This window comes from Limnobacter alexandrii (assembly GCF_005871185.1).
GTDB lineage: Bacteria > Pseudomonadota > Gammaproteobacteria > Burkholderiales > Burkholderiaceae_B > Limnobacter > Limnobacter alexandrii.
Window position 1 is genome coordinate 252,812 of the sequence record NZ_SWKN01000009.1, and the last position, 19,235, is coordinate 272,046.

Annotated in this window: 16 protein-coding genes; 8 read left to right on the plus strand and 8 right to left on the minus strand. The window is 53.5% G+C overall.

Features of this window, described 5'->3' with window-relative positions; genetic code table 11:
- Positions 1-2: 2 nt before the first annotated feature.
- The 3 genes from nirD to FCS97_RS12925 all read right to left on the minus strand — a co-directional run bounded on the left by nirD (position 3) and on the right by FCS97_RS12925 (position 5,019).
- Entirely contained in the window at positions 3-374 is a 372-nt protein-coding gene (nirD, locus tag FCS97_RS12915) for a nitrite reductase small subunit NirD (protein ID WP_138518841.1), read from the minus strand.
- Positions 374-2,830 carry a nitrite reductase large subunit NirB gene (gene nirB / locus FCS97_RS12920; protein ID WP_138518842.1) on the minus strand — a complete coding sequence of 819 codons (2,457 nt, stop codon included), beginning with the start codon at positions 2,828-2,830 and terminating at the stop codon, positions 374-376. Before nirB ends, nirD begins: the two co-directional genes overlap by 1 nt.
- 296 nt (positions 2,831-3,126) lie before the next feature.
- Positions 3,127-5,019: a CocE/NonD family hydrolase gene (locus tag FCS97_RS12925; RefSeq protein ID WP_138518843.1), complete on the minus strand. Its 1,893-nt coding sequence runs from the start codon at positions 5,017-5,019 to the stop codon at positions 3,127-3,129.
- Between the two features lie 142 nt (positions 5,020-5,161).
- Here FCS97_RS12925 and tsaD point away from each other — a divergent pair, with 142 nt between their 5' ends.
- From tsaD to FCS97_RS12950, 5 genes are all read left to right on the plus strand, one after another.
- Positions 5,162-6,211: a tRNA (adenosine(37)-N6)-threonylcarbamoyltransferase complex transferase subunit TsaD gene (gene tsaD, locus FCS97_RS12930; protein ID WP_138518878.1), complete on the plus strand. Its 1,050-nt coding sequence runs from the start codon at positions 5,162-5,164 to the stop codon at positions 6,209-6,211.
- A gap of 617 nt (positions 6,212-6,828) precedes the next feature.
- Positions 6,829-8,319, plus strand: coding sequence for an FAD-linked oxidase C-terminal domain-containing protein (locus FCS97_RS12935; RefSeq protein ID WP_138518844.1), 1,491 nt, complete (start codon positions 6,829-6,831; stop codon positions 8,317-8,319).
- A 12-nt stretch (positions 8,320-8,331) separates the two neighbouring features.
- Positions 8,332-9,408, plus strand: a complete 1,077-nt coding sequence (gene glcE, locus FCS97_RS12940) for a glycolate oxidase subunit GlcE (RefSeq protein WP_138518845.1) — start codon at positions 8,332-8,334, stop codon at positions 9,406-9,408.
- 9 nt (positions 9,409-9,417) lie between these two features.
- Positions 9,418-10,668 carry a glycolate oxidase subunit GlcF gene (glcF, locus tag FCS97_RS12945; protein ID WP_138518846.1) on the plus strand — a complete coding sequence of 417 codons (1,251 nt, stop codon included), beginning with the start codon at positions 9,418-9,420 and terminating at the stop codon, positions 10,666-10,668.
- 69 nt (positions 10,669-10,737) lie between these two features.
- Complete coding sequence (locus FCS97_RS12950) at positions 10,738-11,181, plus strand: hypothetical protein (RefSeq protein WP_138518847.1); 444 nt, start codon at positions 10,738-10,740, stop codon at positions 11,179-11,181.
- Here FCS97_RS12950 and FCS97_RS12955 read toward each other — a convergent pair whose 3' ends face one another.
- The 4 genes from FCS97_RS12955 to pdxH are packed head-to-tail and all read right to left on the minus strand — an operon-like array spanning position 11,182 to position 14,054.
- Positions 11,182-11,775: a DUF2201 family putative metallopeptidase gene (locus FCS97_RS12955; protein WP_138518848.1), complete on the minus strand. Its 594-nt coding sequence runs from the start codon at positions 11,773-11,775 to the stop codon at positions 11,182-11,184. It abuts the gene before it with no gap.
- 13 nt (positions 11,776-11,788) lie between these two features.
- Positions 11,789-12,775 carry a CmpA/NrtA family ABC transporter substrate-binding protein gene (locus FCS97_RS12960; protein WP_138518849.1) on the minus strand — a complete coding sequence of 329 codons (987 nt, stop codon included), beginning with the start codon at positions 12,773-12,775 and terminating at the stop codon, positions 11,789-11,791.
- Positions 12,775-13,398, minus strand: a complete 624-nt coding sequence (locus FCS97_RS12965) for an ANTAR domain-containing response regulator (RefSeq protein ID WP_138518850.1) — start codon at positions 13,396-13,398, stop codon at positions 12,775-12,777. Before FCS97_RS12965 ends, FCS97_RS12960 begins: the two co-directional genes overlap by 1 nt.
- Positions 13,399-13,418: 20 nt before the next feature.
- Positions 13,419-14,054 (minus strand): pyridoxamine 5'-phosphate oxidase, encoded by a 636-nt coding sequence (pdxH, locus tag FCS97_RS12970; protein WP_138518851.1) that lies wholly within the window; start codon positions 14,052-14,054, stop codon positions 13,419-13,421.
- Between the two features lie 67 nt (positions 14,055-14,121).
- On the opposite strand from pdxH, the gene xerD reads away from it, so the two are divergent.
- Complete coding sequence (gene xerD, locus FCS97_RS12975) at positions 14,122-15,030, plus strand: site-specific tyrosine recombinase XerD (protein WP_138518852.1); 909 nt, start codon at positions 14,122-14,124, stop codon at positions 15,028-15,030.
- Between the two features lie 2 nt (positions 15,031-15,032).
- On the opposite strand, the gene FCS97_RS12980 is transcribed toward xerD, so the two are convergent.
- Positions 15,033-15,716 carry a hypothetical protein gene (locus tag FCS97_RS12980; protein WP_138518853.1) on the minus strand — a complete coding sequence of 228 codons (684 nt, stop codon included), beginning with the start codon at positions 15,714-15,716 and terminating at the stop codon, positions 15,033-15,035.
- Here FCS97_RS12980 and plsY point away from each other — a divergent pair.
- Positions 15,709-16,317, plus strand: coding sequence for a glycerol-3-phosphate 1-O-acyltransferase PlsY (plsY, locus tag FCS97_RS12985; protein ID WP_138518854.1), 609 nt, complete (start codon positions 15,709-15,711; stop codon positions 16,315-16,317). The two genes, FCS97_RS12980 and plsY, sit on opposite strands and share 8 nt — an antisense overlap.
- A gap of 493 nt (positions 16,318-16,810) precedes the next feature.
- A complete protein-coding gene (locus tag FCS97_RS12990) occupies positions 16,811-19,225 on the plus strand; it encodes a hypothetical protein (protein ID WP_138518855.1) in 2,415 nt (804 codons plus the stop codon).
- Positions 19,226-19,235: the final 10 nt, after the last annotated feature.

The window sequence follows — 19,235 nt, forward strand, 5'->3', positions numbered from 1 at the left end:
TTTCAGATGCCGTGGTTTTTCACTTCACTGGCTTTCAAATGCACGCGGCCATCGACCACCTGCACCATGAACTTGGCTGTGCAGCCTTCATCAGGTTCGCGCGCACAGCCATCGGCCAAACCAATTTGCCAGTTGTGCAAGGGGCAAGTAACCGTGGTGCCATGCACGATGCCTTGGCTCAAAGGGCCTTTTTTGTGCGGGCATTCGTCCAGCAGTGCGAACACTTGCTCTTCGCTGTTGCGAAAAATAGCGATGTCTTGCCCGGTGGGGCGACGCACAATGCGTGATCCCAACACGGGGATGTCTTCCACCGCACAAATGTCGATCCATTCCATTTGAGTTTCCTTTCGTTCAATCAGTTCTGAAGCCGACATTAGACCACCTCCGCCAGTTGGATTGGAATGAACTGGCGCAAATCAACCTGCGCCTCTTTGGGCTTGTGCCACGGGTCTTCCTCAATGGCCAGCGCGGCTTGAAGCTCGGCCCACAAGGCATCGCGGTTGGCGACATCGTCAATTACTTTTGCCTTCACGTGTTCCAAACCAACGCGTTCCAGATAATGCACCGTACGCTCCAGGTACCAGCCTTCTTTTCTGTACAACTGCAAGAAAGCACCGCTCACCGCCATGACTTCATCGGAGGTTTTCACGCGACACAGGAACTGGGCCACTTCGGTTTTAATGCCGCCGTTGCCACCCACATAAATTTCCCAACCGGAATCCACACCGATCACGCCCACATCTTTAATGCCACTTTCTGCGCAGTTGCGCGGGCAACCTGACACAGCCAGTTTTACTTTGTGAGGTGCGTACATTTTGAACAAACCGCGCTCCAGGTCTTTGCCCATCTGGGTGCTGTCTTGTGTTCCGAAGCGGCACCATTCGCTGCCCACACAGGTTTTCACGGTGCGCAAACCTTTGGCATAGGCATGGCCACTGGGCATGTCCAAATCTTTCCACACATCTTGCAAATCTTCTTTTTTCACACCCAGCAAATCGATACGCTGGCCACCAGTTACTTTCACCGTGGGAATGTTGTACTTGTCGACCACATCGGCAATGCGACGCAATTCAGCGGCAGTTGTTTCACCGCCCCACATGCGTGGCACCACGGAATAGGTTTTGTCTTTTTGAATGTTGGCATGCGCACGCTCGTTGATGAAGCGGCTTTGTGGATCATCCACCGCCTCGCCAGGCCAAGAACTGATGAGGTAATAGTTCACAGCCGGGCGGCAACTTGCACAACCGTTGGGCGTGCGCCAATTCATGGTGGCGAACACCTCTTCTTTGGTGGTCAGGTGATGCTTGAAAATTGCATCACGAACAACCTGGTGACCATGATCGGTACAGCCACACATGGGTTTGGTTTTGGGCGTGGCGGAGTAATCGGCACCTGCGGTGCTCATCAAGATTTGCTCGCACAGCCCAGTGCATGAACCACAGCTTGCGCTGGCCTTGGTGTGCTTGCGCACTTCTTCAATGGTGAACAAACCCTTGGTTTTAATGGCCTGCACAATAGTGCCTTTGCACACGCCATTGCAACCACACACTTCATCGGTGTCTGCCATTTTGCTGGCCTGGCTTTGACCTTCATGGCCCGTGTCGCCGATGTTGTTTTGACCGAACATCAGCTTCTCGCGAATTTCCTTGATGGCTTTGCCTTCGCGCATCAACTTGAAATACCAGGAGCCATCCACCGTGTCGCCATACAGGCAGGCGCCCACCAGTTTATCTTCCTTGATCACCAGTTTTTTGTAAACGCCACCAATCGGGTCGGAAAGCAGCAATTCTTCACAGCCCTCACCGCCCATGAAGTTACCGGCAGAAAACAAATCAACACCGGTGACTTTCAGCTTGGTGGAGGTGACTGAGCCCTCGTAACGGCCAATGCCGAACTGGGCCAGGTGGTTGGCACACACCTTGGCTTGTTCAAACAAGGGTGCAACCAAACCATAGGCCACACCGCGGTGACTGGCGCATTCGCCCACAGAATAGATTTTTGGATCGGTAATCGTTTGCATGGTGTCGTTGACCACAACACCCCGGTTGCACAACAGGCCACTTGTCGCGGCCAGTTTGTCGTTCGGGCGAATGCCCACGGCCATCACTACCAAATCAGCATCGTGAATATCACCATCGGCAAACTCAATTTTCGCAACGCGACCATCTGGGCCTGCATGCAGCGCCTTTGTGTTTTTGGCCAGCAAGAATTTCAAACCTTTGGTTTCAAGACTTTTCTGCAACAGGCCTGCCGCGGTGGGGTCTAGTTGACGCTCCATGAGCCAGGTGGGCAAATGCACCACGCTCACATCCATGCCTTGAATGGCCAAACCGTTGGCCGCTTCCAAGCCCAACAAACCACCGCCAATCACAACAGCTTTTTTGTAATGCTTGGCAGCTTCCAACATGGCTTCGGTGTCAGCAATGTCGCGGTAGCCAATCACGCCGGGCAAATTGGAACCTGGCACCGGCAGGATGAATGAATTAGAGCCTGTGGCCAGCAGCAAGCGATCGTAGGGTGCCACCGTACCATCGGCACATTTCACCAAGCGTTTCACGCGATCAATTTCCGTGACTTCTCGACCCACGTGCAAAGTAATGTTGTTGCTGGTGTACCAGTCCCAATCATTGAGCACGATTTCTTCAAACTTCTGCTCTCCAGCCAACACGGGCGAAAGCATGATCCGGTTGTAATTGGGATGCGGCTCTGCGCCAAACACGGTGATTTCATACAAATCAGGGGCAAGCTTGATCAGCTCTTCAACCACCCGGATACCGGCCATGCCGTTACCAATTACCACCAGCTTCTGTTTTTTGACGGACATCAGCATATATTCAATCCCAATTTACCCAAAAAAAAACGGCCTCCGGCTGCACGAAGCAGCACGGACGCCGTTGTCCAACTCCCTTGGCCACTTGCGCAACCGTGGGAGACCTGTCAATCCACCTGCAGATCGCCGCCGTTGACGACCTACATCCGGGTTAATGCAAGGGTCGTGCCAGCCATTTCGACATGGTTTTGCACCACAAAGAGGCTGTTTTTATTGAAATGGGATGAAATTGGGCTGGGCGGCTGGCACCCAACTAGTGCAGCGCACCATTCTGCGTAGAACGGTGCGCTGTTTGATTACAGTGCGCAGAAGCCTGTAGGATCTTGAATCCGATTGGGCAAGGCCACGCTGGCGCTGACGCTAACAGGCACTGGCAAACGGTTGAAGCTGCTGACAAACACCGGGCTGTATCCCTGAACAGTCAGGGTGAGTGAATCCCCCTCCTTAAGCTGAACAGAAATGCCGGGCAGATCAATGGCTTTCTCGCCGTACCCCTTCAAGGGCGTGACCTGATCGTGCAACACGGTTTGCGTGCCATCCGCGCGTTTCAGTCCAAGCCCCAGGTAAACAATGGGCGACTCGGGCGAGGCTGGGCCAATAGGCTCCACTTTCACGGTGGCTTTGGGCGTGCCTACAAAACAGCCTTTCTCATTGGCATTGTTCAGTTCCACATAAACAGGCTGCGCAAGTTGAGCCGCCTGTGTTGAGGTTAAACCTGTAAACAGGCCCGCCACACCCGCCGTCACCTGCGTGGGCGCACTGAACGCTGAAGCTACACGCACACCTTCCAGCTTGGGTCGATTCGATGAATTGGACTTCACTTCAATCGCAGTGGGATCGTTTCTGCTGTCCTCTAGCACAGCAGCAATTTCTGGCAAGGGCAGAGGATCGAAACCCAGGTAACTCGGCGAACGGGCTTGCCGACTACCCACCAAATGCTGCGCCAGAAACTGGAACATCATGTTTTTTAGAGGAAGAATACAGCGGCCAGTTGCTGCATCCCAATTGGCTACGGGGCATTTGTTCTGCGCGGTTTTTAGCCAAACCAGGCTTTCATTGAAGGCGTATTTGGCACCGGTGCCTTCCAGCGCTACGTTGGGGTCTTGTTGAACGCCCAAGGCATTGAGCAGGTGCCCGTATTTGACGAACAACAATTTTGCGTCAGCATTCACCTTGCGATAGCACTCAAAGTTCTGAATCGCTTCATTCAGGTTGAACAAAACATCGGTGGCACCTTGAATAAAAAACGCGGGTACATCGGTTTTCAGGGTCAAGCCCCTGGGCAGGTTGGCCGACAAATCGCAGTAGGAGATGGAACCTTGCGAGCCCAATCGTTTCACGATTTCGTCGGACACCACTCCGGTGGTGTTGGCCTCGGCCAATCCCTGGAACAAAAATGGATCGTAACGGCCCCGATTGCTTTCCAAACCACCCGCCACCAATCCGTTCAGGTAGGTGGTTTTGGGCACGCCGCCGGGGTTCAGGCTGTAACGCAGGTCGTACCAGGTGCCATTGGGCACCATGGCATCAATGCGGGAATCAAGCCCGCTACCAATCAGTTGAAAGGCACCGCCATAACTGCGACCAATGGTGCCCACCACCGGGTTCAACGTCCCGGCCTTGCTGCGGTAGCCCAGGTTGGGCAAATTGGCCTCGGCCCAATCCAGGATGGTTTTGAAGTCTTTTCCCTCAAAATCAGGATCAAGAATGGTGACATTGCCACCGGTTTCGCCGTGGCCGCGCTGATCATAAGAAATTACATACCAACCGGCTCGGCCAGCCACAGGGTTTTTCTCGTTGTAAGCCACCTGCAGGGTGTCCACACCAATTTCAGATGTTTGCGCGGCTTCGTCAAAATCAAGTGTGGCGGCACGGGTGCCTCCAAAGCCATGGGAGTGCAGCAACAAAGGGGTCGCCTCACCGGCATCCAATTCAGGAAAATAGACAGTCAACGCCAAGTCAGTGCCATCAAAAGCCGGAATGACCACCTGCTCAACACGCGCCATATGGCCTGTTGCTGCTTGCTGGTTTTTAACCCGCAACGGCATCTCAGTTTCAGACGGGCTAACGCCACCACCGCCGCTGGAGCCCGAATTGCCGACGATTGTCGGATCGGTTTCCGACAGACAACCCGCAAGACCAACTGCCACCAGCAGGGGTCCCAGCACTCTGGTGACTCCGATCAACATTAAATGTCTCCAAGTTGTAATGTTTCGACTATTACCCTCTCTTGAACCTTTTCAGATTCAATTGCTTAGCGAAGCAAGGCTAAAATAAGGTTTGGTTCTGTTTTGGTTGCCCCGATTGATTGCCTTTGAAAACCCTCCAAAAATTGTGCTCGGCTTCGAAAGCTCTTGCGACGAAACCGGTGTGGCGCTCTGCACCACCGACGGCCGCATACTGGGGCAGGCCCTGTATTCACAAATTGCCATGCACAAAGACTACGGCGGTGTGGTGCCTGAACTGGCCTCACGAGACCACATTCGCCGTTTGATTCCCTTGATGGAAGACACTTTTGCGCAAGCAGGCATTTCAATGGCCGAAGTGGACGCAATTGCTGTAACCACCGGTCCTGGCTTGCCCGGCGCCCTGATGGCGGGTTGTGCCTTCGCGTATAGCCTGGCCATGGGCTTAAACTTGCCTGTCATTGCCGTACACCACCTGGAAGGGCATTTGCTATCGCCTTTGCTTTCTGCCAACCCACCCGCGTTCCCATTCACTGCACTTCTGGTCAGCGGTGGGCACACCCAACTCATGGGTGTGGAGGGCATGGGGCGTTACACCTTACTCGGTGAAACATTGGATGATGCTGCGGGTGAAGCCTTTGACAAAACTGCAAAAATGATCGGCCTGCCCTATCCTGGCGGCCCCGCCCTGTCGAAACTGGCAGAAGGTGGGAACCCGGAGCGCTTTAAGCTTCCCCACCCCATGTTGCACAGTGGGGACTTCATGTTCAGCTTTTCTGGATTGAAAACCGCCGTGCTCACCACCGCCATGAAACTGGCAGGTGTGAAGCAACCTTCTGAAACCATGGTGATCAGCGACACTGACAAAGCGGACCTTGCGGCCAGCTTTCAAGCGGCTATTGTAGAAACACTGGTCAAGAAAGCATTGGCAGCTTGCCTACAGCAAGACCATAAACGTTTGGTTGTTGCAGGCGGCGTGGGTGCCAATAAATTGCTGAGAGAACAATTGGTGAAAGCAGCGCGCAAGCGTGGTGTAGAGGTTTACTTTCCCGAGTTAAGCCTGTGCACCGACAACGGGGCAATGATTGCCTTTGCAGGCGCCATGCAATTGGCTGAGAACCCGACGCTGCTGGAGAAGCGGGAGTACGGCATGTTTACCCGACCGAGGTGTGAGTTGGCAACGTCTAACAGTTAGCACGAGGTGGGCTTTTGCTCACTTGCTGGTGTCGATAACTCAATCACCTTGTTTACAGCCCGATCAGCTTGGGTTTCAATCTCCCGCCTGAAAACCTGGTTTTCCCTTTTTGAGATTCACCCTGACTCACCTCGCTCGGCAAAAGACATGGCCGAGTCTCGGTGCCGGCCTTTGGCCGACCGTGGCGGGTGAATTCAAACGGGCAGGTTTTCTTGAAGGCGAGGCGATCGAAACACCGCCGCCAATTGGGCTGTTGCGCCAGTGGTGAGGCGGAGCTGAACTTGCAAGTGGCAGCGCACGGGAGGTTTTAAGCCAACTCGGCAGTGGGATTGCTTGGGACGCACTTCAAGAAAACCGCCCCGTTTGAGTTTAGTCGCAGCGTTCGGCGTTAAGCCGACACCGAGACTCGGCCATGTCTTTTGCCGAGCGAGGTGAGCAAGAATAAAGTCAAAAAGGGATTCAGCGGTTTTCAGTGCGACACAAGTAACCCACGTCGAGTTGGCAAAACAAACCGGCAATTCACTTTTGACTAACAAGCAAAACTGCTTCGGGCAAGCACCAATTACCATTCACACAATAATTGAGTATGCTTAAAAGCTGTCAAAGAGGTACCCCCTATGAATGCGCCCACCGAAGACTTTGTACTGAACGCTGCTCAACGCGCAGAGGTCATCGCAGGACTCAACAAGATTCTGCCCGCCCACGCTGTATTGCACGAAGTAGAAGACACCAAACCCTATGAATGCGATGGTTTAAGCCTGTTTCGCCAGTTGCCCATGGTAGTGGCCTTGCCCGACACCGAAGAACAGGTCATAGAAATCCTGAAACTGGCCAACCGCCTGAACGTGCCCGTGGTGGCGCGAGGTGCCGGCACAGGTTTGTCTGGCGGCGCACAACCCCACAAGCACGGCATTTTGCTGGGCATGGCCAAGTTCAACAAAATTCTAAAAGTAGATGTGCAATCTCGTAGTGCGGTGGTGCAACCCGGCGTGCGCAACCTGGCTATTTCTGAAGCCGTAGCCCAGCACCAGTTGTACTATGCGCCCGACCCTTCCAGCCAAATTGCCTGCACCATCGGCGGCAACGTGGCCGAAAACAGCGGCGGCGTGCACTGCCTGAAATATGGTCTGACCGTGCACAACGTGCTGAAAGTTCGCGCCATTACTATTGAGGGTGAAGTGGTTGAGTTCGGCTCCGAAGCACCCGATGCACCCGGCCTGGAATTGCTGAACCTGGTGATCGGTTCGGAAGGCATGCTGGCTGTGGTTACAGAGGTGACCGTGAAGCTGGTACCCAAGCCCGCCTTGGCGCAGGTGATTATGGCCAGCTTCGACGACGTGGCCAATGCAGGCAATGCAGTGGCAGCCGTGATCGCCGCGGGCATTATCCCGGCCGGGCTTGAAATGATGGACAAGCGCGCCAGCCAAATGGTGGAGCCCTTTGTGAAAGCGGGTTACGACACCGAAGCCGAGGCCATTCTGCTGCTGGAAAGCGATGGCACACCCGAAGAAGTGGCCGAAGAAATTGCAGAAATGAGCCGCGTGCTGAACGGCTGCGGTGCCACCGCCATCAAGGTATCGCAAAGCGAGGCAGAGCGCTTAAAGTTTTGGGCGGGTCGCAAGAACGCATTTCCGGCTGCTGGCCGCGTGTCGCCCGACTACTACTGCATGGACGGCACCATTCCCCGCCGCCGCTTGGCCGATGTGCTCAATGCCATCACCGAGATGGAAAAGAAATACGACATGCGCTGCGCCAACGTATTTCATGCAGGCGATGGCAATTTGCACCCATTAATTTTATTCGATGCCAACAAGCCTGAAGAAATTAAACGTGCTGAAGATTTCGGCGCAGAAATTCTGGAACTGTGCGTGGAAGTGGGTGGCACAGTGACCGGTGAACATGGCGTGGGCATCGAGAAAATCAACCAGATGTGCGTTCAGTTTTCACGCGCTGAACTGGATGCATTTTTCGCTGTGAAGAAAGCCTTCGATGAGCCCGGTTTGCTCAACCCCGGCAAAGCCATTCCAACCCTGCACCGCTGCGCTGAATATGGCCGCATGCATGTACATGGTGGCCAGGTACCTTTCGCAGACCTTCCCCGCTTTTAAAAGAACGAGACCATGAGCGACTTTATTGACGACCTGTGCAAACGGGTTGAACTGGCTGCACGCAACAAAACGCAACTTCGCCCCGTGGGCGGCGGCACCAAGAATTTTTACGGTGGCCCCCTGCAAGGCGAGGAAGTGGACATGCGCCAATGGGCGGGCATTGTGGAATACGAGCCCACCGAATTGGTGATCACTGTAAAGCCTGGCACTGCCTTGGCTGAAGTGGAAGCTGCCCTTGCTGCTGAAAAGCAGGAACTGGCGTTCGAGCCGCCCAGGCTGGGTGCCAACGGCACCATTGGTGGCGCGATTGTCAGCGGCCTTGCCGGACCCGCACGCCTGAGTAAAGGTGGCGTGAAAGATTATGTGCTGGGTTGCACCTTGCTGGACGGCAAAGGCCAGTTGTTGCACTTCGGTGGCGTGGTCATGAAAAACGTGGCGGGTTACGACGTGGCGCGAGTGATTCCCGGCAGCATGGGCACGCTTGGCATTGCAACCGAATTGTCGATCAAGGTGATGCCAGTTGCACCAGCAGAGGCCACGCTGCAATTCGACATGGATGTGAACAAAGCAATAGCTCAAAGCAATGAATGGCTATCGAAACCCCTTCCAATTTCTGCCACGTTTTTCGACAACGGCAAGCTGACAGTTCGCCTGCGCGGTGCCAGTGCTGCCGTGCAGGCAGCGCTGAAAAACATGGGCGGGCAGGAGATGGAAAGCCAGCAGGCGCAAGCCTTCTGGACCAGCGTGCGCGACCAGCAACATGCATTCTTCAAAGCCGAAGGCGATTTGTGGCGAATGGCCGTGCCGCCCACCACCGTTGATTTGGCCATGCATGGTCAAAGTGTGCACGAGTGGGGCAGTGGACTGCGCTGGCTTCGCGCCGATGCTGGCGTAACGGCAGAGCAAATTCGCGCCACCGCCAAACGCGTGGGCGGCCACGCCACCCTGTACCGCACCGGCAACGACGCCGCACGCGTGCACGCATTCCAGCAACCCGATGCGGTCATGCTGAAACTGCAACGCCGTCTGAAAGAACAATTCGACCCGGCTGGTGTGTTCAGCATCAACCGCCTGTCACCCATTTTGTAAGTAGAACGCATGGATACCCAACTCGCCGACTGGATCAAAGACACCCCCGATGGCAAAGCCGCCGATGCAATTCTGCGCAAATGCGTGCATTGCGGTTTTTGCACGGCCACCTGCCCCACCTACCAAATTCTGGGCGATGAACTGGACAGCCCGCGTGGCCGCATTTACCTGATCAAACAAGTGCTGGAAGGCAAACAAGTGACGCGCAAAACGCAGCAACACCTGGACCGCTGCTTAACCTGCCGCAATTGCGAAACCACCTGTCCCTCCGGTGTGAAGTACGGCCAGCTGATCGACATTGGCCGCAAAATTGTGGATGAGCGTGTTGAGCGCCCCATGGCTGAAAAGCTGACCCGTGAAAGCCTGAAAATGCTGATGACCAACCGCCCCATGTTTACAGCGGGCATGGCCATGGGCAAAGCGGTGCGTGGCATGCTGCCGGAAAGTATCAAGAAAAAAGTGCCGGCCAAACGCGCCACCCTGCCCTTTGCCAACACAGCACACACACGCAAAGTGATCTTGCTGAAAGGCTGTGTACAACCGGCCATGATGCCGTCAATTGATTCTGCTACATCCGTGATTCTCGATGCATTGGGCATTCAAAGCATGGTGGTGCAAGAATCAGGTTGCTGTGGCGCTGTGAAGTTTCACTTGAACGATCACGCCGGCGGCCTTGCACAAATGAAAACCAACATCGACGCCTGGTACAACTTGCTGCAAAGTGGCGAGGCCGAGGCCTTGGTGATGAATGCATCAGGCTGCGGCGTCACCGTGCGCGAGTATGCTCACCATTTTGAAAACGATGCGGAGTACGCTGAAAAAGCGAAACTGGTCAGCGAGAAAACACTGGACATTGGCGAATTCATCACCAAACAAAACGCAGATGGACTGGCCCGCCTTGGCACCAAGGTGAAAGCGGCCATTGAACAGCAACGCATCCCGGGCACGATTGCATTTCACCCACCTTGTACCTTGCAACATGGGCAGCAAATCAAAGGTGTGATCGAGAACGTGTTGACCACCTTGGGCTTTAAGCTGACCCCGGTTGCCGATTCGCATTTGTGTTGTGGTTCAGCAGGCACCTACTCAGTATTGCAACCTGAACTTTCCAAGGAACTGAAGAAACGCAAATTGGCGAATTTAATGGCGGGCAAACCTCAAGCCATTGCCTCGGCCAACATTGGTTGTTTGGGGCATTTGGAAAGTGATGCAACTGTGGACGTTCGCCACTGGGTGGAGTGGGTGGCACAGGCGGTTTAGATGGAACTGATCGGCCTTCATGTTCACTAAAGCGTTCTTTTAACTTTATGAACGAGTAGCAGGAAAGCCATGAACACCAGTGAATTGAACCGCTCACACTCCTTTGAGCACATGCAATACCATGCGCCAGTGAATACCACTCAACGTCAGTTCAATGGATTGGCGATGGCTGGCTCGCAACAGGCCACACAACTGATTCAATCAGGAGTCATTGAAGCAATCAATAGCAAATGCAACCTGATCGAAAGTCAGATGTCGCGAGGAGTTCCGCCTGCAACTCGTTTGGATTTGGGGAAATTTCTAGTGGATAACAAACTGTCAAACCCGGGGGGCTTGACGAAGTGGCAAGAAAACGTGTGCGCGTGGGTACTGCTTGAACATACAGCTTTAAACCCAAGTAAAAAATTGTCTTTCAGACAATTGAACAGCTTCAGCACGCAGCCGGATCAATTGCAGATTGCCTCAAAAATTGCACTCGAGCTGTCATTGACACGAGAACACTTCACAAACTGATCATTTTCTGCAAATGATTTGCCTGCGACTGTAGTACCCGGGGTGTGAGGGCACGACAGGCATCATCATGTCGGCGCCGTCGATGCTGCGCAACACGTCCTCGGTGCACGCCACCACACCCAAACTGGCAAGCCATTTGGTGGCCGCCTCGTCTGCATCCAGCTCAAACTGGCGATTCATGGCGTGTAGTTTCTCCATGGTGGCCGGGTTGCGCTCGATCGCATCGAAAGCCATGTCGGGGGTTGGCATACCCGCCAGCTCCATGGCTTTCGCACCCAGCTTTTTCTGATGTTCCAAGTGCACATGCGCGTACTCATGGGCTATCACAAACAACACACCATCCGGCGTCAAGCGGTTCAAAAAATCAGGGTCCATGGTAAGCAAAGCACCGTCAATGCGATCCGACACATAGGCCCGGCTCCAGGTTTTCGTCAGTTCAACCTCAAGCTTCATATTCGGCACTGCTTTGCCCAACTGCACGATTGCATGATCGATGTCAGTGCGGGTAGCCGCTTGCACGCCAGAAGAAAAAAGCGGGACGCCAGAGAGCAAAATCCAGGCAAATCGCAAAATTCTGACATGCGCGCTCCACATACTTCTCTCCGAGCTAAAAACCAAATGGCTTCAAGCCACTTTCAAACTGTGTGGCATCCAACGGACTCGAACTGGTCAAAGCATGGGTTTCAACCACCAGCGATTCAAACAAAGGGCGCTGGTCCCCAGTCAACTCAGCACCATCAAACTGGATAAACGGGTCAGTTCCACCCTTGATCGTGGCCAACAAAGCCATTTCAAGTACAGAGCCGGGCAAATTCACATGATCTGAAGTCGACAACCAGGCGGCTGCCTTGACGCGGTTTTCAACCCCACCTTCCAGCCAATTGCAGGCGTGGCGAAGCGCTTTGATCAAACCACGCAAGGCGACGGGATTGTCAGTGGCCCAAGCGCGTGTGCAGCCCAATACCTTTTCAGGGGCTTTGGGCCACAAGCTGTTGGACGTGGCAACAATGGTGCCAAGCCCCTCGTTCACCGCCAACGAATTGTAGGGCTCACCCACACAGAAAGCGTCAATTAAACCCGCTTGAAGTGAGGCCACCATGCGAACCGGAGGAACCACTTCGAAACGCACATCCTGATCGGGATCCACATCATTCGAGCGCAACCAGCGGCGCAATTGCAAAGTGTGCATCGAAAACGGAAACACCGTGCCAAACACCAAACCACGTTCTCCGCGGGATTTTGCAGCACGCAACTTGGAACCCAGGGTTTCACCCTCTACAAGCCCGGAAATCAGGGCCGCCAAAGGTTTGCTCACCGTGATGGCATTACCACTGCGATTCAACACCAGCGGTGCCAATACATCCTTCTTGGGGGAACCACCCAAACCCAGCTGCAGCGCAATTGCCATGGGCGAAAGCATGTGTGCTGCGTCAATTTCGCCATAGGCCAGTTTGTCACGAAGTGTGGCCCAAGAAGCCTGCCTGACCAACTCTACAGACAGACTCTCGTCCTCGAAAAAACCCAACTTCTGGGCCACTACGAATGGTGCTGAGTCAGTCAGGGCGATGACGCCGATGCGAATTTCCTGTTGCATTACAAACCACCTCCGCCCAACATCTCGAACACCTCAATCACGTTTCGAGCAGTGTCTACCAGGCGTTGATTGCGCTCCATGGCCAGCTTGCGCATGGCGTGGTAGGCCTCGTCTTCATTGAAATTGCGGTGCTTCATCAACAGGCCTTTGGCTTTGTCAATCAGCTTGCGATCTGCAAGTTGATCCCGGGTTTTCTGCAACTCGTTTTTCAAAGCCTGAAATTCACGGAAACGTGCCACCGCGACCTGCACAATAGGACGAACCCGATCCGGATTCATTCCATCGGCCACGTAGGCACTTACCCCGGCCTTGATTGCGCTTGCAATGGTGTCCTCGTTGTCCTCATCTGAAAACATGATGACCGGCTTGGGATTGCTGCGCGATAGTACCGCCATGTTCTCCAGGCAATCGCGATCGGGTGAGTCGATGTCCACAATCACGATGTCAGGTTGGGACACCGCCACATGCTCAGCCAAACGATCCGCTGAACTTAGACGGGATACCAACACATAACCAGCATCTAGCAAGGCGCGTTCCAGTATGGCAGCGCGGCCTGGTTCTTCATCAACCAAGAGTACTTTCAGTGGAGGTGCAGCGGCTTTGCCGGTTTTGCTATTGACCATGAACTGGTTTACTCATTCCTTTAGGGAGCCAGGCGGGACATTGCCCATGAATCGCCTTGCAAAGTGTAGGCCAGGCGATCATGCAAGCGTGAAGGCCGACCCTGCCAAAATTCAAAAAAATCGGGCACCAACCGGTAGCCGCCCCAAAATGGTGGCCGTGTTTTCGGGTCTCCCTGTTGTTCTTCCTGGGCCTGCTTGACTCGCGCTTCAAGCACTTCTCGAGAGTTGATTACCTGGCTTTGGGGCGAGGCCCACGCGCCCAAACGGCTGCCTGCCGGTCGAGAGAGATAATATGCATCAGACTCTTCCGGACTGCACTTTTCTACCCGACCTTCGATTCGAACCTGTCGCTCCAGTTCTGTCCAGTGAAACAGCAGCGCGGCATGCGGGTTTTGGGCCAATTCTTGACCCTTGCGGCTTTCATAATTGGTGAAAAACGTAATACCGCGCGCGTCCAGCCCTTTGATCAACACAATACGGGCCGAGGGTTGCCCCTTTGCATTGACCGTCGCAAGCGTCATCGCATTGGGTTCGGGCAAGTCTGCATTCAAGGCCTGATCAAACCAAAGCTTGAAAAAGTCGAATGGATTGGCCAGGGCGTCGGCCTCATCCAGAGTGGCTTGGGTGTAGTCTTTTCGAAGATCAGCGATCGACATAAAACGGAACTCCTTGGTGCTGCTAAAGGTATCATGACCTTTATTTTCACATGCTGCCAGCACCACAATGAAGAGCAATGCCGATCTCATCGACGAATTCTGCACCACTTTGTGGCTTGAGGAGGGATTGGCCAAGGCCACGCTACAGGCCTACCGCAGCGACTTGCAGCAACTGGGCAACTGGCTTGAAAAACAATTTGCTGAAAACCTGCTGCAGGTCAGCAGCGAACACATTCGAAACCACGTGCACGATTTGCTGGAATTGAAGCCCACCAGCCTGAACCGAAAATTAAGCAGCTACAAACGGTTTTACCTGTGGCTGAACACCACCAAGCAACGCGAAGACAACCCCTGCGCACAACTGCAAAGTGCAAAGCGCGGTCTGCGCATACCGAAAACCCTGAGCGAGAAACAAGTGCTGGACCTGCTGGCCGCACCCGACTTAAGCCATGCCGCAGGGCAGCGCGACAAAGCCATGCTGGAATTCATATACGCCAGCGGCCTGCGCGTGAGTGAACTGGTGAACATGCCCCTGCGAGCCGTTGACCTGAATGTTGGGGCGGTGAAGGTGCTGGGCAAAGGCAACAAGGAGCGCTTGGTACCCATGGGCGAACCCGCAAGGTTGGCGATTCAGCTTTACCTGCAGCAGGCTCGCGGTGAATTGTTGAAGGGCAAAACCAGTGATTTTTTGTTTGTAACCCATTTTGGCACCCCCATGACCCGCCAAGGTTTCTGGAAAAATATCAAGCGGCTCGCCTTGCAGGCAGGCATTGAAACCCCAATTAGTCCGCATGTACTGCGCCATGCCTTTGCCACGCATTTGATTAACCACGGGGCAGACCTGCGGGTGGTGCAATTGCTACTGGGCCATGCCGACATTGGAACAACACAAATTTATACCCATGTGGCCAAAGAAGAATTAAGGGTTGCACTTGAAAAGGGGCACCCCCTGGGAAACTGGAAAGCCAATCGATAGGCTTAAGCCACAACCCCACGTCCTCTGCCTCGCCCTGCGCCTGGTGAGTTGTCTGAGTCATCACCTCGGTAGGGGCGCTTCATCGTCGGCTTACACACACTGGGTGGAGAAAAACGAACTTGAGTCGATTGATTCGACTGCATCGTCTGTGGCGTATCCGGCTGTTGTACCGCAGCATCAAACCTGGCTCGCAAATTTAGGCCCCGCATCACAATTGGCGGCTGAAAAACATGAATTCCGGGACCCAGCCGGCGCGGAGCACCCGGAGGCTGAATCGGCTGCGGCATGATCTGCCCAGGCGGCGTGACCGCCTCATTAGCAGGCATGGCCAACGGAGCTGGAATAACTGGTGCCGCTAGATGGTGTGCTAAATTCTGCGCGGCTTGCGCCATACCATGTCCCTGAATGAGACCCATATTCATCTGAAAATTTTGGTGTACTTGAATGGGGGGCAGGTTCGCGAGGATTGCATTCAGTGGATCATTTTGAGCATTGATGTTTGGATTCGGGTTCATTGTTGGAATCTCTTTGTAAAGGATCATTGGGTAACCGGCCAAGGGCGACAGTTCGCGAACCGCCCAATATTTTTGTAACAACTGAACCGTCGAGCTTGATAACAAACCCCCACTTTGCGGCAGAATGATGGCATTCGAATAACAAAGCCGGGATACCTGAAACGTGATCAACTTTATTGCTGCCCTTGTTGCCGCCTACCTGATTGGCTCCATTTCCTTTGCGGTGCTTGTATCCAAATTCGTAGGGTTGGCTGACCCGCGTACTTACGGGTCAAAAAACCCTGGTGCCACCAATGTCTTACGTAGCGGAAACAAAAAAGCAGCTATGCTGACCTTACTTGGCGATGCACTAAAAGGAACCGCGGCAGTTGCGCTGGCCTTCTATTTTCAGGATGACCTGGAGCTTAGCCGAGCAGACATCGCTTGGGTAGGGTTGGCCGCTTTCATCGGCCATTTATATCCGATTTTCTTCAAGTTTGAAGGTGGCAAAGGCGTTGCCACAGCACTGGGCGTACTGCTTGGCCTGAATTGGATACTTGGGCTGGCCACCGCCGTGACCTGGGTCGTGATTGCTTACTTTTTCCGTTATTCATCGCTGGCTGCGCTGATTGCCGCGCTGTTTGCCGTGTTTTACAACGTGCTGCTGTTCGGTATTAACGGACAAGCGGCAGCAATTACCATTATGTCGGCACTGCTGATTTACCGGCACAAACAAAACATTGCCAACCTGATTGCAGGCAAAGAAAGCAAAATTGGGCAGAAAAAAAGTTAAGGAACACCGGCAGTTATGTGAACTTTTGGCCTCAGCGAATCACTTAAATCGATAGTGAACATAACCGGAGAGAATAATGCCAAGAGCGGCCCCAAATGTCGGCAATGTCGGTGAAATACACGCCCTGCAAAGGGATCACCCTACCGAAAACCTGTCTAGTGCATTCAAAGACTTGGGGATCGCATTGAAAGCGGTCTCGAGACAACTGCTGGATGCGCTGAAGATGAACCACCGTTCGCGCAATACCCAAGCCGCCACGCCACCCCCCCAAGCAGCACAGCCGCCTCAAGGCCCCGCGCACGCAGGCCAGGCTGCTGCTGCAACCCCTGCCCCGCCAGCGCCGGTTTTTGATGCCAAAAAGTGGCTCACTGAACAATGCAAACAATTAAGCGATGCATTAAGCAAGAAAACAGACGACAAACCTAACCTTCAAGCCATCTACAAGGCTGCACAAGCCCTTAAAGACTCCATTCCTGCCAACCTGCCCCAAGACTTGGAGCGGGATTTTCTGGACAATGTGGCGATCATCCAAAATTACTTCAACAGCGACGACAACACACGCGCCATTTCCCGGGATGAACTCGGCTTCCTTCACGCTTACATCAATTTTTTAAAAACCTGTGTGAGCGCACACCCTGAACTGGAAAAAAGTCTGGCCGATGTTTCATCAGCCTTGCACAAGGCGCTGACTGAGCTCAACCAAGATCAACAATTGGCACAGGACAAGGCCACACAACTCACCAACGAGGCCGTCAGACTGCGAACAGAGGCCGATCGCGCCCTACAAGCAGCTCAAGCCCCTGCACAAGGAGATGCGGCAGACGGAAATGCCCAAGCAGCAAGGCTGACGAGGCTAGCCGCGGAAGCAGAACAACGCGTTGAAGATGCCACGCGGGAACTGGATCACCTTAGGCAGTCACCAGAGGAAAAAGCCATCGCCAAATTGAAAGGTGAAATTGACGCTCTGGATCAACGGATAGAAGAACTGTACAACACACTCGCTGAACAGACTGGCCAAGACCCTGGTTCGGCAGCGGTTGTTACAACTCGTGGACAAATCCGCCAATGTGAAGCCGATTTGGAAGCAAAGCGTAATGAATTGAATGATGCACAGGACGCCCTTAATCGGGCTCGTACCGACAATCAAAAGATGTTAGAAAGTACGCTAGAGCTATCTACCCGAGGGAATACCAAGCAAATTGCGCGAGTGCTTACGAGTGATGAAAACTTCAACAGCCGCCATCTTGAACAAACCCAGCAGCAACTGAAAGACACTGTCAGTTTGTTATACGTCGACAAAAAAGCCAACAAAGACTGGCTCAATCACAGCATTCATTTTCAGAAGCTCGGAGAAACTCTGGCGGCCAATCCCGGAACCGCCACGTCTCTGCCAGCTGACTTTGAACACCTGCCAAGCCCACGGGACAAGGTGGTGAATGACCAGAAAGTTGGCGATCAAACAGTCTATCAGCATGCCCTGAAAATATTGACGAACAACGGCAACGGCGCGCAAATTGACAATGAACTGAAAATCTTGGCGTGCCAAGTTCTGGGGCGCTTCTGTGCAATGCAGGCGATTTGCAACTCCGACCCTGCAAGCCATGCGAAGTTGACTATTCCAATGACGAATGCTGCACAAATGCTTGCCACCAAATTGGCTCTGAAGGCGACGCAGAATACAAACGACCCCCTGGAATTAAAAGATGCATTGAAAAAACACGCCAAGAACTTTAACCTCAAGAACCTCGAACAAGTCTTGGACGTGGTTCCAGACAACACAGCACCGGAGAACCTGAGGTCCCTGTTCCTGCAGGGTGTTACCTTGGCCACGGTGAAAACAAACGATGAAAATCGTACAGACCTCGCGGCGTTGATCAAAAACGGTACGACTAACCGAACTTATGAAAAGGATGTGACTGCACTCAAGGGCGCCAGTCGTCAGAAAGTCTTTAAGGAATCGATGTTTCGAGCAGTGGCAGTGCTTGCCAACCTGATTCCGGCAGAAGGCAACGGCAATCAAAACGAATCACGAACAAACCGTGCCGAGCAAGCTGCAAGGGACCTCACCGCAAAGCTACAGAATAACAACCAAGACTTGCTCGATCGACTGGCGTTCAACAACCCTGCCACCAATGATTCCCATGATGGATTGCTTGACCAACTGGCCCTTGCCAGCATGGTTCAGAATGATTTGTCGCTGGACAAAGGACACGTGCCACGTGGCTCGATGATGAGTCACATCAACAAATACGAGAAACACTCGCAACGGGAGTCTCTGAAGAATCACAACCTTCATGGACTCAAAGCGCTTGGAGAATTTCTCACCGCCACAGCGATTCACATTCGGCCTCAGGTGGACGCACAAATCAATCAAATCAAAAACTTGCAATCCACGAACAACTTACCTAGCAACCGGGAGATTGACCGACTGGTCAAACAGATCATTGTCACTACAGATGCAAAAGCTGCCGGGAACGAGAATTTCAAATTCAGGGAATTGATCGGCACAGCAGAATCATTGAAAAAATCGCGCAGTGAGGGCGATCTGAAAGCATTTCAGGACGAATTGACTAGCGTACAAAATGCATGGAACGCCGCGAAAGAGCAAGCGAACGCTCCACCAAGCAACACACAATGGGTGACAAGCGATCAACGCTCTTCTGTCTCTCGCGCGCTCAACTCCAACTTGGTCAAGTCGATTCCGTTTATTAATCAAACTCCCGGGGTCGGTCGGTTTACCGCAATCGCATCCAATTTGGCCAAAGGTTTACTTGCTGCCACAGCAGGTGCTGCAGGGGGTACAGTTGCACTTGGAGCCGGAGTGGTGGTGGGGGCTGGCGTCATCGGTGGTGCGGTTGTGGCAGCGCCAATTTATGGTGCTTACTATGCCATTCAAAAAACCTTCTGAAGTCAGCATG

Coding starts and splice junctions, on each gene's coding strand:
- nirD (WP_138518841.1), bottom strand. CDS start 374: ATGTCGGCTTCAGAACTGATTGAACGAAAGGAAACTCAAATGGAATGG.
- nirB (WP_138518842.1), bottom strand. CDS start 2,830: ATGCTGATGTCCGTCAAAAAACAGAAGCTGGTGGTAATTGGTAACGGC.
- FCS97_RS12925 (WP_138518843.1), bottom strand. CDS start 5,019: ATGTTGATCGGAGTCACCAGAGTGCTGGGACCCCTGCTGGTGGCAGTT.
- FCS97_RS12935 (WP_138518844.1), top strand. CDS start 6,829: ATGAATGCGCCCACCGAAGACTTTGTACTGAACGCTGCTCAACGCGCA.
- glcE (WP_138518845.1), top strand. CDS start 8,332: ATGAGCGACTTTATTGACGACCTGTGCAAACGGGTTGAACTGGCTGCA.
- glcF (WP_138518846.1), top strand. CDS start 9,418: ATGGATACCCAACTCGCCGACTGGATCAAAGACACCCCCGATGGCAAA.
- FCS97_RS12950 (WP_138518847.1), top strand. CDS start 10,738: ATGAACACCAGTGAATTGAACCGCTCACACTCCTTTGAGCACATGCAA.
- FCS97_RS12955 (WP_138518848.1), bottom strand. CDS start 11,775: ATGTGGAGCGCGCATGTCAGAATTTTGCGATTTGCCTGGATTTTGCTC.
- FCS97_RS12960 (WP_138518849.1), bottom strand. CDS start 12,775: ATGCAACAGGAAATTCGCATCGGCGTCATCGCCCTGACTGACTCAGCA.
- FCS97_RS12965 (WP_138518850.1), bottom strand. CDS start 13,398: ATGGTCAATAGCAAAACCGGCAAAGCCGCTGCACCTCCACTGAAAGTA.
- pdxH (WP_138518851.1), bottom strand. CDS start 14,054: ATGTCGATCGCTGATCTTCGAAAAGACTACACCCAAGCCACTCTGGAT.
- xerD (WP_138518852.1), top strand. CDS start 14,122: ATGAAGAGCAATGCCGATCTCATCGACGAATTCTGCACCACTTTGTGG.